Genomic DNA, 13,466 nt, shown 5'->3' on the forward strand with positions numbered 1-13,466 from the left:
ATCGCCTCTCCGCTTTCGGCCGCCGCCGGTTCTCGTGCAACCGGTTTCAAAATGGCACTCATAGTTACCGAGATTAACCGCATAGTGCGTGGACCGCAACATTTCAGGCGGCGATGCTTTCGGCATGACCAAACCGCATGCCGAATTAACCACGAGGAAGCTTTTCGCGCGTAACGTGCGTGCGCTACGCCGTGCAAGGGAGATATCGCAGGAGGAGTTGGCCCACGCGGCTGAACTGAGTCGGACCTATGTCAGCTCGGTCGAGCGGGGGGAACGAAATATCTCTATCGACAACATTGGCAAGCTCGCAGCAGCACTCGGGGCCACGCCAATGGCGCTGCTGGACCCCGAGTTGGCGAAGCGTCTGCGGGGAGAGTAGTGGGGCGGGTGCCAACCCCGGAACGCGCTGTGCACATCTGCGTCGCGATGCCACGACGTGAGGGCGCGCTCGCCGAACTTGCCTACGTCCGGGGTGGACGGCTGCGCTGACGAATGATCGGCGCGGAGACTGCAGGCGCGACACACGGACTCGGTTCTGGCGATACCCTAGATTTTCTTGGTTGCCTCCGCGTCTGTGCCCGGCTAGCCCGCCATCGAATCTCATCGATGACCGCCATTGCCAAGGAAGCCGCGTACTTCAACAGAAATTCCTCCGCGATGGCAGCGTCGACGCTGTCATCATTCAACGCGGGGTCACCTCTGCGGTACCGATCGAGCACGGTTCGTTCGGCTTCGCCCATCGCCTCAAAGTATGCCTGCTCTTCAAGCTCCAACATAGGCATCCGCCGACGCGGGAGATCGTTCAATCGCTCAATCCGCCACCGGCGATACAAGACTTGTTCTCCAATCCGGCGCGGCAAGGCCGACTTGAAGCTCTTGACGCTTACCCCGAGGAAATTTGCTGCTGACGCTATGCTCTCTAAGTCGCGCACGTCGCGCGGGTCGTGCGAGTTGGTCAAGCGGACATGTACACAATTCGGCATGAATGCTCCACGTATTGAGGCATCGGTTGGCACCCGTAACGACTTCCCGCGCGACCACGCGCGAGGTTACAGCCGCTACTACCCTTGATGGATTTATGAAAGGGCACGGGCCCAAGTGCCCGCGCTACGTGTGGTTGCGGCTGAACGGTACCGCTAGCTGAGGCGCCGCCCCACATAGCGAGCCATCAGGCGCCCGACCTCGCTGTCTGTCAGGAAGCGTTCCGCGCGCGCAACCAGCGGAAACACCCTGCAACCGGCGGTCTTCGCAACATCGCATGCCAGCTCGACAAGCTGCTCACGGTCATCTGTTGGCACGCCTGCCAGAAATCCGACAAGGCAATCCGAGGTCTTCCCCAGCAATCGATCCCTTGCCTCCATATCGTCAGCCAGCGCGTGCCGGAGACGATCCCCCAGCTTCGAGCGCTTCTCGGTCGACGCTTCGGCATGAACTCGACGTTTCTCTGTCGCCAGCGTGGTTTCTATGTGGAACGTGACTCCGATGAACTCGAAGCGTGCGTTCTCAGTGATTTCGCCGTATTCGATCGGGCCGAGATGCAGTGGCCCAGCTGGATGCCTTACGAGGTTGGCCGCGTAACGGGAGACTTTGGCGCGCACATCCTCTTCCGACTCGCCCAAGATTAAGAGATCATCCGCATAGGGAAACAGATGCTCCAAGTCTTCTAGGGGCAAGGCTTCTTCAAGAAGCCCATAAGCAATCAGAGGAGACGACGCCGCTCCCTGGGGCAGAGCCAGCGGGCGATCTACATCCACCACCTCGCTTGCACATATACGCGCATAGCGAGTCTGTCGCCCTCTTGCACTATCTGCAGGGGGAGACACGCACAAGGTGTTTTCCATCACCTTCCTGTCCAGAGGAAGGAAACAGGTGGCCCCTCGTAAGTCCACGTTATCGAAAAACGCCGTCACGTCCACGATGGCGTAGTGCGTCAGCGCCGGATTTGCGAGCGCCGCTTTGATGTCGGCCACGCCGGGAGGCAGGCCGCCCGCGAAGAGCATCTGTGACCAAGGGCGCCGCCTATAGAACGCGCTCAACGCTTCGCAGACGAGCAGTTGTCGCGCTGTCATGCACAGACCAAATTTCCACAGGCGCCGAGTACCACCGCTGCGCTTCCGCTGGGAGTGTACGGAGCACGATTCACGGCATGGCTTGGACGGTTGCAGCTCCTCCATGCTTCGCGACTCCATGTTGTATTCGAGCCAGCGCGTATAGAACGCGTATTCCCAGTTGCGGTCGCCATGGCTTCGCTCGCGCGACATTGCACGTCGAAGCGCCAGCAGTTGCATATCTTTTGATGCGAGGTAGCGCCCTACGCGAGTACGCAGTTCGCGTCGGCGGATGCGGGCCGGGGCAGTCGCTGCCGCACGGATAAGCTCCAGCATTTCATGGCGTCGCCGCGTGGCAAGCCGGCGCCACCGGCGATAGTCTTGTGGCAGCTTGTCCCGGGATGCATCCGATGCAACAGGTGCAACAGGTGCAACAGGTGCAACAGGCTGTGGCAGAGGGCGGGCGTGAGAACGACTGACGATTGCCATGGTCAGGCGCTCCGCAAGGACGACGGCTGATTCTCCGCCGATGCAGCGACACTGCCGGATCGTTGGTAGGCCAAGACCTTCGGCGCAGTTGGCGCGGCCGGGCGGCGAGTAGAAATCCACACTTCAAGATCGGCTTGCCGCCATGCGACGGCTCTTCGACCGATATGCACGGGGCTCGGGAACTCGCCGGTCCGGATCATCGCGTAGATCGAGCTCTTCCGTAGCCCGGTCAGTTGACACACATAGGGCAGCCGCCGCAGCGGCCCGGCAACTATTTGCTGTTCCATTTGATGAGTTCCTCTGATGTTCAGGTGAACCCATTGTGGTCCGGGGCCGAGCAGTGACGTTATATGCTTATTCTTCGACTTTGCCGGGGTAAAAGCACCATATATCTTGAGCTGCGGATTGCAGTTGGTCGCGCTTCCTCATCTGCGTCAACTCATTGCGGATGGTGGCGAATCCCGGCCAGGAGGTCTCATCCATGCCATGGTATTCACATGCAGTACGCAGAACCTCATCGAACACGCCGTTTGGAGTCGCAGGCGGCGGCGCGTTGAATCGATGTTGCCAAACCGCAATAGCCTGTCGGACGATCTCGCCTCGCACCACCTTCAGTCGACCCCGTTGCCGCTTCTGGAACGAAAAGCGGGCACGGGTGGTGCAAAGAATCGCTTGATCGTCGGCAGAGGGCTCCAAAGGCGGGGCTAGGCTATCCACGCACTGTGCTAGTTCTGCTAGTTCGTTCTGAAGATACTGGTACTGGGCGGGTAAAGCCGAGGCGGCTTCCAATGCTGACCGCAGGGGCTGCAGCGCAAGGTATAAGTCGACGTAGGTTTGCCAGACGTCGGCTGCAATGGGGCCGCTATTCATGGCGCGCTGCACGGCTGCTAGCAATTCGCGTGCGACGCCCTCGGCCTGCTTCAGCGTTATTTTGGGCGGCCCGGGCTGATTCTTGGTCGGCCTCTGTAACTTGCTCTCTACCCAGGAGTGCAGGCGTTCGCCGATGGCCTTGTACGTTGCCTCGTATTTCTCGTGTTCTGCCGGCGCCGAATCCTTTTCGGGCGCTCTAACGCGTGCTCGGACGTAGATTCCCGGCAGAGGTTGGGCCATCTTGAGATTGGTTGAGGAAGCCCTGGGACACCGATTTTGCAACGAGTTTCACGCGGCCCAATATTCCGTACGATTTCCGTACGAAAAGCTGCGGGATGGCTTTGCTTCTGTAGTCCCTTGTATTTAAAAGGCTTTCTGGCGCGCCCGGCTGGGATCGAACCAGCAACCCCTGCCTTCGGAGGGCAGTACTCTATCCATTGAGCTACGGGCGCATATCGGCACAGAACGCACCGAAAGAGAAGCCCTGCAGGATAGCGCATTTGGGCGCAAGCGTCCATCGCGCTCCCGTGGACCCCTGGGTATGAGGCCTGCTGCTGCAACGTTTCGTTGGGTTTTTGACGCAGGTCGAAAAGCGGCGCCTAGGGCTGTCCCGCGTGTCAAAGGCCAAAGCATTACGGATATAATCGCGCGTTATTTGCCAGAAGAAAGACGGGGACAGGTCTGTTTGGGCCGACGCGGCGATTGAATCGCCATGGTCTTCCTGCCCTCATCGCGATCCAATGCGGCCCCCACGCCCTGCCGGCGATGCTCGTGACCTTGCCGGCGGCGCTCTGAGGGCTCCAAGAGCGGTTTCACCATCCTGAGAGTTGAGCATGAGCGACGCGCAACACGACGAACACGAGCCTCTGATCAAGACCCCCAAGCAGCTGATCATCGCGGTGATCGCCGCCTTTGCCGTTCCCATTCTCATCATCATCCTGTTGGCCAATTACGTCGGCCTGGGTGCCAGGGAAGGCGCCGGCGGTTCAGGCATGTCGGAAGAGGCGGTCAACGATCGCATCAAGCCCGTTGCACAGCTCGAACTGAAAGACCCGAACGCACCGCACGTTTTCAAGACGGGCGAGCAACTCTACAAGGAAGTCTGTGCGACTTGTCACGCAGCAGGCGTGGCTGGTGCGCCCAAGTTCGGCGACGCGGCAAGCTGGGGTCCGCGCCTGCCGCAGGGCCTGGATGGCCTGACGAAGGTGGCGCTGGCCGGCAAGGGCGGCATGCCCGCACGCGGCGGCACGTCGCCGGATGACGTCAGCGACTACGAAATCGAACGCGCCATCGTCTACATGGCCAACTCCGCTGGCGGCAAGCTGCAGGAACCGGCTGCACCGGCGGGCGCGGGTGCAGCCCCGGCTGCAGCATCGGCATCGGAAGCATCGGCTCCGGCGGCGGCCCCGGCTCCGGCGGCTGCAGCACCGCAAGCCTCGGCGGGGGAAGTTGGCAAGAAGGTCTACGAGTCGACTTGCCAGATGTGCCACGCCGCCGGAGTGGCGGGCGCGCCCAAGTTTGGCGACAAGGCCGCCTGGGCGCCGCGCATTGCCCAAGGCAAGGCCAAGTTGTATGAATCCGCGCTGCACGGCAAGGGCGCGATGCCGCCCAAGGGCACTTATGCCGGCTCCGATGACGACGTGAAAGCAGCCGTCGACTACATGGCCGCCGCTGCCAAGTAAGCCGTCCTGTATTTCCGAAGAAGCCCGCCTCGTGCGGGCTTTTTTGTTGCCTGCTCCGGGAGTGACACGCGTGAGGCATGCCGTTTGCTACGCCTAATTCGAATGTGCGGAGAACGAGGCAGCCATGCCGCTTCGTTCCGCATACGTCTGTGCAATGAGGCAAACGGAGGTTGCGATGCGAACGGAACGAACGACGCTGATCTACTGGGTGGCTGCCGCGCTGGCAATCGGTAGCTCGACCGCTATGGCGGCCGACAACTGGGTCAAGCTGGCCCCGCTGGCCGACAACGGCGGCTCGCTCTATCTGGACAAGGACTCCATCGAGCACAACAAGGATGGCACCGTGCGCGCCACGACGCGCGACGCCTATGACGCGCCGCGCAAGCTCTCGGACGGCAGGGCGTATCAGTACGACACGCGCACGTCCGTCTACGACTGCAAGGAGGGGCGCATCCTGCCGGTCAGCGCGCTGATCCAGGATAGCCAGCACGGTACGGTGCTCACCAAGACCATCGACGGCCCCCGCTGGGAGGCCGTCGTGCCGCGTTCAGAAGGCGAGGCGATCCTGCGCGCCGTTTGCCAGAAATAGCGCGTTGACGACGGCGTTACTGGACGGCCGCTGCCGGCGCGAGGTCGACGCGCAGCGTCCCGTCCGCATCCATGCGCGTGGTGCCGCGCGCAGCGGCCTCGCGGTAGTGATACAGGTCGAAGCGCAGCGGCCCACGCGTTGATGTATCGGTCACGAGAATGCGGCTGTTGGTGACCAGCACGTTGTACATCTTCAGGTCGCCGGACTGGATCCAGATGCGGCTGGCCGCGTCGGTTGGCGCAGACGCGCACAGGGCCGGCGCGGGGCCGAAGCCGAGCACCAGCCCGTCTGGCGTGACACGCGCCGTTTTCATCTGACCGATCAGCCGCGGCGGCGGAAACACCGTGTATTGGTCCAGCACCATCTCATTGCCATCCAGCTTGGCGCCGTCGCGATTGAGCGGCGCCAGCTGCGACAACTCCAGCCCCATCCCCTTGAGCAGCGCCAGCGTCTGGATGCCCATCACGCGGGCCTCGGTGGGCGTATAGACGAGGTAGCGCGATTCCTTCAGCGTCAACGTGCCGCGCATGCCGAACGGCAGCCACACGCCGGGAAAATGATTGCGCAGCTTGAGCCCACCCGACACGTCGAGCACGCCGTCGCCGGGCGTGAGCGACAGCGCATTGAGCGAGCGCGGCGAATAGTCGAGCAGATACCGGTTGAACAGCTCGTCGAGCGAATCCTTGGGCACCGTCACTTCACCGCCGAGGATGCGGATGTCGAACTGGCTCGGGTCGTCCATGTCGACGGGCTGCCCCGGCTTGTGCGGCACGAGCTGCGCGGTGAGTTGGTGCACGCGAAAGCCGATGTCGCCGGTGATACGGAAATCCACATCACGCATCTGCACCACGGGCGGTGCCGTGCCCGAGTCGCGCGCAACGGCGGGGCCGCTGGCGTTGGGTGCACCGGAGGACGGATCGCAGCGTTGCCCCCATTGCTGGCGCACGGTGGTCAACTCCTTGCGCTGTGCGCCGGCCATGGGTGGCTCGGCGGCGCGGGCGACGGCGCTGGCAAGAAGTCCGGTCAAGCCGAGCGTCACCACCACCAGGCGCAACATCAGGGCGGCGAGAGCGAAGGCGGGGGCGATCATGGCGCGGTCCTCTTGGCGAGTTGCAGGGCGGGCTTGCCCGCTTTGGCGACGGCAGGTGCCTTGGCGGCTCTGGCAGCGCTGAGTGTGTCGAACGACGGCATCAGCACGCGAATGCCGCCATCGGGCGAGAAGCGCAGTGACCCCGCCACCAGTTGATCGCGATAGCGGTACAGGTTGAACACGAACGGCTTGGCCGGATCGGCGACGACGATATCGATGCGCGCATTCATCGGCATCGAGCGCATGAAGCGGATGTCGCCGCCGCGAAAAAGGATGTACGGGCGCTGCGCGTCGGCGGCGTTGGCCAGCGGCGGCATCTGCGGGTTGCCATCGCCGATCTGCATGAGCAGCCCCTCGCGCGTGACGCGGATGGCGGAGAGCTTCAGATCCAGCGCGGGCGGCGGAAAGAGCTTGGGCACCTGCATGACGATCTCGCTGCCGGCCAACTGCACGGCGGGCGTGGACACCGGCAACAGATCGGCCAGTTCGATATGCGCGGCGCCCATCAGCGCGCTGGCGTCCTGGCCCCGGACTTTGACCACGTTGGGGCGGAACACGATGGTCTGCGGGTCGCGCAACACGAGCGGACCACGCAGCTCGATCGGCACCCACGCGCCGCGCCGGCGCATCTCGGCACGCATGTCGAGCGAGCCGTCGTCCAGCGAGAAAGTGAAGTTACGCAGCGGCGGATCATCGCCCGGCCCGCGCGCAAAGACCACGGTATTGAACAGTGCGGCCATGCTCTGAGCCGTGACGCGCACCGAGCCGCTCACCGGCTGCAGCGTGTACGACGACACATCGTCGAGCCACACCGGGTCGCCGGGCGCACGCGGCACCATGCGCAGCGCGAGCTGATCGACCAGGAAGCCCACGCCACCATCGAAGCGGAAATCGACGTGGCGCAGATACGAGATCGCATCGGGCTGGCCGGAGTCGCGCAGCGTGGCGGGCCGCACCTCGCGCGTGGCGAGATTGCCAGACTGGAATGGCGCGCGCGCCTGCGCCCGCGCGTCTTCAAGCTGTTTGGCTTTGTCAGCCTCGATGGCGCCGTGTCCGTCGCCGGCGGTGGCGCAACTTTGCAGCAGCAGCGCCGCAACCACCGCGCCCGCAGCCCGCAGCGCGCTATTTCGATGACGCAAGGTCAAGTCCCACATCGACGGTCTCCTCGTCGTGAGAAACGCACCGGAAACGTTCCGGTCACCGACGCGGTCTGTTGCCGCGCTCGTGTAGAATTTTTTGCATGCCTGCCCGCAAACCAACCGGCGACGCCGGTCCGCCTGCCAATCCGCCCGCCCGCGAGTTCACCATCGATGAACTCGCGCGCGCGGCCGAAACCACTGTCCGCAACGTCCGCTCGTACCAGGACCGCGGCCTGATCGATCCGCCCGAGCGGCGCGGCCGCGTGGGTATCTACACGCAGGCGCATCTGGGGCGGCTCAAGCTCATCAATCACCTGCTCGGGCGCGGCTACACGCTTTCCAACATCCAGGAGCTGCTCAAGGCCATCGTCGAAGGCCATGATCTGCGCTCCATCCTCGGGCTCGAATCCGCCATCGCCAGCCCGTGGTCGGACGAGTCGCCCAAGCATTACTCGCTCCTCGCGCTTGCCAAGCTGTTCGGCCGCGCCATGTCGCGTCAGGCGCTGGCGCGGGCCATCTCGCTCGGCCTGCTTGAACCCGATGGCCTTGGCTATCTGGCGCGCAGCCCGAAAGCATTGCTGGCCGGCGCGCAGATGGCAAAGGCCGGTTTCCCGCTCGTCGAAGTGCTCGACATCATCGAGCGTGCCCGGCCGCATACGCAGGCGGTGGCCGACGATCTCGTCTCGATGGTCGTGCGCGAACTCGACAAGTACGGCAGCGATCTGCCACCGGTCGAAGACGTGCCGCGTCTGGTCGACGTGATCTGGCGCATCCGTCCGCTGGCGCTGGTGGCGGTCGAAGCCGAGCTGATGCGCGCGCTTGAGACGGCCGCCAACAAATATCTGGGCGACCGTGTGGCGCAGGTCATCGAGCACATGCATGAACCGCCGGGCAGCACGCCCGGGCCGGACAAAGGCTAGTGTCTCCGGCGCGCCCATGCGTGGGGCGCGCCTTATCTATTTCTAGTTTGATCCCGATACGACGGGTGCTGCAGGCGTTTTGAATGCCTGCTCAAGATCCGGCCGCACCGGCCGTCGAGAGCTTGCGCCGGATCGACGGCGACGGTGCTTCCCCGTTGGCAGCCGCATAGGCTTCGATCTCCGAGATCAGCTTGGGCAGGCGTTCGAGTGCGGCGCGGTTGTCTTCATCCCACGGGTGGAAGGACGGCCGGAAGAAGTCGAAGAACTCCGGAATGATCTTGCGCAGCGGTGCCGGGTGGATCCACAGGTAATGGAACGCCTTGCCCAGACCGAAGAACTTGTTCTTGCAGGTGCGGTCGGCAAGGATCAGCCGCATGTGCACGTAGAACACCATCGCCCAGAAGGTGACGGTCGTCAGCAGCATCGTCGAGGTGCGCAGGATGTAACGGCGCAGGCCAGGCTTGATGGCGAGGTTCCACACGTCGTAGCTCACCGCCTTGTGCTCGGTCTCTTCCATGGCGTGCCACATCCAGACCTGGCGGTAGCCGGGTTCGGAGTTGCGGCCCAGGCCATCTTCATGGGCGAGTACCTGGCCGGCCAGCATGGCCGTGTAATGCTCCAGCGCAACCGTCACCGCCAACTGGTGCGACTTGGGCGTGTACTTTCGCAGCATGTTCAGGAACTTGCCGACAAAGCGGTCGATGCGCGTGGCGGGCAGGCCGGCGCGGTCGAGCAGGTCGTTGTACAGCACGTGTTCGCGCGTGTGCATTGCTTCCTGGCCGATGAAGCCGGCCACGGCCTGCTTGAGCTCGGGATCGGTCACCAGATGGCGGTAGTTGCGCACGCTGTCCATGAAGAAGCGCTCGCCGGTCGGGAAGAAGATCGACAGCGCGTTCAGGAAGTGGGTGACATGCGTGCCTCGCTCGTGCCAGTTGCTGATGCGATCAGCCGGCAGGTGAGGATGCACGTCGCGGCGGACTGGCATCATGGGCGGTTCTCCTGGAATGTGGTTTCTGAAAGGCGCGTCGACGCGCGCCCCTGGTCGAGGAATGCACAGAGGTCGGTCCCCACGCGTACGGGGTCTTCCTCCATCGGGATATGGCCGAGCGCCGGATACATGCGCAGCGTGGCGCCGGGAATGCGGCGGGCAAATTCGCCGGCATGCGCGGGCGGGATCCACCGGTCGCGCTGGCCCCAGAGGATGAGCGTGGGCACTCGGATCGAGGCCAGCCCGCTGGTATCGACATCGTCAAAGCGGAACTTCGGCACCATCTTGCCGATGGCCTGTCGTGCACCGTCGGCATAGAAGAAATCGGCGTAGCGGCGCAGCGTGGGCTCGGACACGCGCGACGGGTCGCCATACACATCGCGCGTGGCGGCGCGGATGATGCCTTCGGGCAGCATCCACGGCGACGTCATCCGCACGCCAATGTGATTGAACAGGTCGATGTAGATCGGCAGCTTCATCGGAAAGCCGGCCGAGTCGATCAGCACGAGCTTCTCGACGCGACCCGGGTGCCGCACGGCAAAGTCCCACGACACCATGCCGCCCAGCGAATTGCCGATCAGCGTGAGTTTCGACAGGCCCAGCGTGTCGACAAACGCGTCGATGAAGTCGCGATACAGCGGCAGTTCCATCGTGCGCGGGCGGCCTTGCGCATCGCGCAGCGGGCCGGTGATGCCGAACGGCGGCAGGTCGAGCCGGATGACGCGGTAGCGTCGCGTGAGCTGCGGCAGCACGCCATCCCACGTGTGCAGTGACGCGCCAAAACCGTGGATCAGCAGCAGCGTGCCTTCGGAGTTGGCTGCGCCTTCATCGGTGTAATGCACGCGCGTGCCCATCAACGGCAGGTAGCGCGACTGCGGCTTGGCGTAGCGTGCGATCAGCACATCGCGGCCGATGCTGCGCAGGCCGATGCGGCCGGGGCGCAGCATGGCGCGTGCAACGTTGAGCAGGTTCGCGCGCGGGGGGCTGGCGAACAATTCTCCGGTGGTGGCCGTGTTCATCGGCGGCCTCCTACTTTGCGCGGGCGGTGGCCGGCGCCGTATCGTCGCGCAGCGCCTTTTTGCGCGTGCGGCGGGCTTCGCGCACGACCAGCGCCTGGTATGCGGCGGGCAGCAAGCGGGCCATCACATCGGCGGCGTGGGCGTCGGGGCCGATCAGCACACGACGCTTGTTCTTGCGCACGCCGTCCAGAATCACCTCCGCAGCCTTGTCGGCCGAGGTGATGAAGAACTTCTCGAACTCCGCCTTGCCCTGCTGTTCGTCGCGCACCAGGAAGCCGTTCATGCTCGGCGAGACGCGGCTCGACTTGGCAATATTGGTCTTGATGCCGCCCGGGTGGACGCACGTGGCTGACACGCCGCAGTTCATCAGATCCAGTTCCTGGCGCAGGGCTTCGGTGTAGCCGCGCACGGCGTACTTGCTGGCGTTGTAGGCGCCCATGCCCGGCTGCGCAAAGATGCCGAAAATGCTCGACGTGTTGATGATGTGGCCGTTGCCGGTGGCTTTGAGTAGCGGCAGGAACGCCTTGGTGCCGTGCACGACGCCCCAGAAATTGATGTTCATGATCCAGGCCAGCTCGTCGTCTTCCATGCCTTCGATCGTGCTGGACAGGGCCACGCCCGCGTTGTTGAAGATCAGGTTGACCTTGCCGTGCGCGGCGGCCGCTTCTTCTGCCCAGCGGTACACCGCGGCGCGGTCGGCCACGTCGACGGCATGCGTGGTCACGCGGATGCGGTCGCCTTCGTGCGCGCGCACCAGTTGCAGCGTCTGCGCGAGCGCCGCTTCATTGCGATCGGCCAGTGCGAGGTGGCAGCCTTCGCGCGCCAGCTGCAGCGCCAGCGAGCGGCCCATGCCCGACGCGGCACCGGTGATGGCGGCAACCTGGTTGTTGAATGACTTCATGGCGTGGTCTCCGTGGGGCTGGCGCGCTTCAGACGCGGTCGAGCGCTTCTTCGTTGGGGGTGTTTTGGGCGGCCGGCACCGTGCGGGCGGGCACGCGCAGCGGCACACCCTTCGGGACGGCCATCGGGCGCGTGCGGTAATCGGCCAGCCGGAAATGCGCGGTGGCACGGCGGAACTGCCACGTGAATCCCGGCCACAGCGTGGTGTTCTTGCCGGTCTTCGGGTCGAGGTACCAGCTCACGCAGCCGCCGGCCGACCAGATCGCATTCGACAGCCGCTTCTGGATGCCGTCGTTGAAGCGGCGCTGCACGTCGGGGCGTACGTCAATGGCCGCCACGTTGTGCGCACGCATCGACTTCAGTGCGTCGACGATGTACGCCACCTGCGACTCGATCATGAACACCATCGACGAGTGGCCGAGCCCCGTGTTCGGGCCCACCACCATGAAGAAATTCGGAAAGCCCGACACGGTGGTGCCCAGGTAGGCCTCGGCGCCGTGCTTGTCCCACGCATCCACAATGTCGACGCCCTGGCTGCCAAGCAGCACGCCGCGCGGGAATGGGTCCGTCGCATGAAAGCCGGTGCCAAAAATCAGGCAATCCACCTCGCGCCGCGTGCCGTCGGTGGTGACGATGGCGTTGGGCTCCACACGTGCGATGCCGGAGGTGATCACGTCGACGTTCTCGCGCGTGAGCGCCGGGTAATAGTCATTCGAGATCAGGATGCGCTTGCAGCCGATGGTGTAGTCGGGCGTGACCTTCTCGCGCAGCACCGGATCGGCAATGCGGCGCTTGATGTGGCTGCGCGCCATGCGTTCCACCGCCTTCATCAGCTTCGGATGAATCACAAAGCCGAGCACGCGCGACTCCAGCATCCAGTAGATGCCCGTGCGCATCAGCTTTTGCGTGAACGGCAGGTGGCGGAAGAGCCAATGCTCCGCGCGCGACACCTTGCGGTCGGGCTTGGGCAGAATCCACGGCGGCGTGCGCTGATACAGGTCGAGGCGGCCGACCTTCGGCGCAATCTGCGGCACGAACTGGATGGCCGACGCGCCGGTTCCGATCACGGCCACGCGCTTGCCGCGCAGGTCGTAATCGTGCTCCCAGAGCTGCGAGTGGAAAGCCTTGCCCTGGAAGGTTTCGATGCCGGGAATGTTCGGCCAGGCCGGACGGCTCAGGCCGCCCATGCCGGAGATGAGCGTGCGGGCGCGGTAGCGGCGGCCGTCGGCCATTTCCAGGTTCCACACGCCGGCGGCTTCGTCAAACGTGGCGCGCGTCAGTTCGTGATGGAAGCGCACGTGCGGGCGCACGCCAAATTCATCGGTGCAGCGCTCCAGATACGCGCGAATTTCCGGCTGCGGCGAATACATGCGCGACCAGTCCGGATTGGGTGCGAACGAAAACGAATACAGGTGCGATTGCACATCGCACGCGCAGCCGGGGTAGTGGTTGTCGCGCCACGTGCCGCCCACAGACCCCGCTTTTTCGAAGACGAGGAAGTTGTCGATGCCGTTCTGCTTGAGCTGGATCGCCATGCCCAGGCCGGCAAAGCCCGTCCCAATGATGGCGGCATCGATCAGGGCGGGGGCGTCAGGGCTGCGCGGGGTCGGCGCAAAAGCGTCGGGGCGCGGAAAATCGGTCCGTGCGTTCACGTGGTGTCTCCGTGGGCACCACATGGGCGCCTCTTAATGTGACATTGGTCGATGTCATCGTAGGAGGCCGCCAGGACCGA

13 protein-coding genes and 1 tRNA gene are annotated in these 13,466 nt (G+C 64.1%); 4 read left to right on the forward strand and 10 right to left on the reverse strand.

The window, feature by feature from the left end; all coding sequences use genetic code 11:
* The first annotated feature begins 88 nt into the window (after positions 1-88).
* Entirely contained in the window at positions 89-379 is a 291-nt protein-coding gene (locus ACU8YE_RS19065) for a helix-turn-helix domain-containing protein (RefSeq protein ID WP_308217203.1), read from the forward strand.
* Positions 380-1,136: 757 nt separating this feature from the next.
* Here the strand turns inward: ACU8YE_RS19065 and ACU8YE_RS19070 are convergent.
* The 4 genes from ACU8YE_RS19070 to ACU8YE_RS19085 form a co-directional block, all read right to left on the reverse strand.
* On the reverse strand, positions 1,137-2,537 hold the full coding sequence (locus ACU8YE_RS19070) for a hypothetical protein (RefSeq protein ID WP_446929356.1): 1,401 nt from the start codon (positions 2,535-2,537) through the stop codon (positions 1,137-1,139).
* A gap of 2 nt (positions 2,538-2,539) precedes the next feature.
* Positions 2,540-2,824, reverse strand: coding sequence for a helix-turn-helix transcriptional regulator (locus tag ACU8YE_RS19075; RefSeq protein WP_446929357.1), 285 nt, complete (start codon positions 2,822-2,824; stop codon positions 2,540-2,542).
* A 67-nt stretch (positions 2,825-2,891) separates the two neighbouring features.
* Positions 2,892-3,647, reverse strand: coding sequence for a hypothetical protein (locus tag ACU8YE_RS19080; RefSeq protein WP_446929358.1), 756 nt, complete (start codon positions 3,645-3,647; stop codon positions 2,892-2,894).
* Between the two features lie 136 nt (positions 3,648-3,783).
* Positions 3,784-3,859, reverse strand: a tRNA-Arg gene (locus ACU8YE_RS19085).
* 381 nt (positions 3,860-4,240) lie between these two features.
* Here ACU8YE_RS19085 and ACU8YE_RS19090 point away from each other — a divergent pair.
* Positions 4,241-5,089, forward strand: a complete 849-nt coding sequence (locus ACU8YE_RS19090; RefSeq protein ID WP_446929359.1) for a c-type cytochrome — start codon at positions 4,241-4,243, stop codon at positions 5,087-5,089.
* A 175-nt stretch (positions 5,090-5,264) separates the two neighbouring features.
* On the forward strand, positions 5,265-5,678 hold the full coding sequence (locus tag ACU8YE_RS19095; RefSeq protein ID WP_232041247.1) for a surface-adhesin E family protein: 414 nt from the start codon (positions 5,265-5,267) through the stop codon (positions 5,676-5,678).
* A 16-nt stretch (positions 5,679-5,694) separates the two neighbouring features.
* Here ACU8YE_RS19095 and ACU8YE_RS19100 read toward each other — a convergent pair whose 3' ends face one another.
* The gene (locus ACU8YE_RS19100; RefSeq protein WP_446929360.1) at positions 5,695-6,768 is read right to left on the reverse strand and encodes a DUF2993 domain-containing protein; all 1,074 of its coding nucleotides are present in this window, start codon (positions 6,766-6,768) and stop codon (positions 5,695-5,697) included.
* The gene (locus ACU8YE_RS19105; RefSeq protein WP_446929361.1) at positions 6,765-7,922 is read right to left on the reverse strand and encodes a hypothetical protein; all 1,158 of its coding nucleotides are present in this window, start codon (positions 7,920-7,922) and stop codon (positions 6,765-6,767) included. The genes ACU8YE_RS19100 and ACU8YE_RS19105 overlap by 4 nt, the downstream gene beginning before the upstream one ends.
* An 86-nt stretch (positions 7,923-8,008) precedes the next feature.
* On the opposite strand from ACU8YE_RS19105, the gene ACU8YE_RS19110 reads away from it, so the two are divergent.
* Positions 8,009-8,827 (forward strand): MerR family transcriptional regulator, encoded by an 819-nt coding sequence (locus ACU8YE_RS19110; protein ID WP_232041244.1) that lies wholly within the window; start codon positions 8,009-8,011, stop codon positions 8,825-8,827.
* Between the two features lie 91 nt (positions 8,828-8,918).
* On the opposite strand, the gene ACU8YE_RS19115 is transcribed toward ACU8YE_RS19110, so the two are convergent.
* Genes ACU8YE_RS19115 through ACU8YE_RS19130 form a run of 4 tightly spaced genes read right to left on the reverse strand, consistent with a single transcriptional unit; the run spans position 8,919 to position 13,386 of the window.
* Positions 8,919-9,815 (reverse strand): metal-dependent hydrolase, encoded by an 897-nt coding sequence (locus ACU8YE_RS19115; RefSeq protein ID WP_232041243.1) that lies wholly within the window; start codon positions 9,813-9,815, stop codon positions 8,919-8,921.
* A complete protein-coding gene (locus ACU8YE_RS19120; RefSeq protein WP_102063953.1) occupies positions 9,812-10,834 on the reverse strand; it encodes an alpha/beta fold hydrolase in 1,023 nt (340 codons plus the stop codon). Before ACU8YE_RS19120 ends, ACU8YE_RS19115 begins: the two co-directional genes overlap by 4 nt.
* A gap of 10 nt (positions 10,835-10,844) precedes the next feature.
* A complete protein-coding gene (locus tag ACU8YE_RS19125; RefSeq protein ID WP_147218435.1) occupies positions 10,845-11,735 on the reverse strand; it encodes an SDR family NAD(P)-dependent oxidoreductase in 891 nt (296 codons plus the stop codon).
* Between the two features lie 28 nt (positions 11,736-11,763).
* Complete coding sequence (locus ACU8YE_RS19130) at positions 11,764-13,386, reverse strand: flavin-containing monooxygenase (RefSeq protein WP_232041241.1); 1,623 nt, start codon at positions 13,384-13,386, stop codon at positions 11,764-11,766.
* Between the last annotated feature and the right edge of the window lie 80 nt (positions 13,387-13,466).

Source organism: Ralstonia sp. VS2407, assembly GCF_052950655.1.

Bases quoted from the DNA above. Each gene is read 5' to 3' on its own strand.
- ACU8YE_RS19070 (WP_446929356.1), bottom strand. From the start codon at position 2,537: ATGGCAATCGTCAGTCGTTCTCACGCCCGCCCTCTGCCACAGCCTGTT.
- ACU8YE_RS19075 (WP_446929357.1), bottom strand. From the start codon at position 2,824: ATGGAACAGCAAATAGTTGCCGGGCCGCTGCGGCGGCTGCCCTATGTG.
- ACU8YE_RS19080 (WP_446929358.1), bottom strand. From the start codon at position 3,647: ATGGCCCAACCTCTGCCGGGAATCTACGTCCGAGCACGCGTTAGAGCG.
- ACU8YE_RS19090 (WP_446929359.1), top strand. From the start codon at position 4,241: ATGAGCGACGCGCAACACGACGAACACGAGCCTCTGATCAAGACCCCC.
- ACU8YE_RS19095 (WP_232041247.1), top strand. From the start codon at position 5,265: ATGCGAACGGAACGAACGACGCTGATCTACTGGGTGGCTGCCGCGCTG.
- ACU8YE_RS19100 (WP_446929360.1), bottom strand. From the start codon at position 6,768: ATGATCGCCCCCGCCTTCGCTCTCGCCGCCCTGATGTTGCGCCTGGTG.
- ACU8YE_RS19105 (WP_446929361.1), bottom strand. From the start codon at position 7,922: ATGTGGGACTTGACCTTGCGTCATCGAAATAGCGCGCTGCGGGCTGCG.
- ACU8YE_RS19110 (WP_232041244.1), top strand. From the start codon at position 8,009: ATGCCTGCCCGCAAACCAACCGGCGACGCCGGTCCGCCTGCCAATCCG.
- ACU8YE_RS19115 (WP_232041243.1), bottom strand. From the start codon at position 9,815: ATGATGCCAGTCCGCCGCGACGTGCATCCTCACCTGCCGGCTGATCGC.
- ACU8YE_RS19120 (WP_102063953.1), bottom strand. From the start codon at position 10,834: ATGAACACGGCCACCACCGGAGAATTGTTCGCCAGCCCCCCGCGCGCG.
- ACU8YE_RS19125 (WP_147218435.1), bottom strand. From the start codon at position 11,735: ATGAAGTCATTCAACAACCAGGTTGCCGCCATCACCGGTGCCGCGTCG.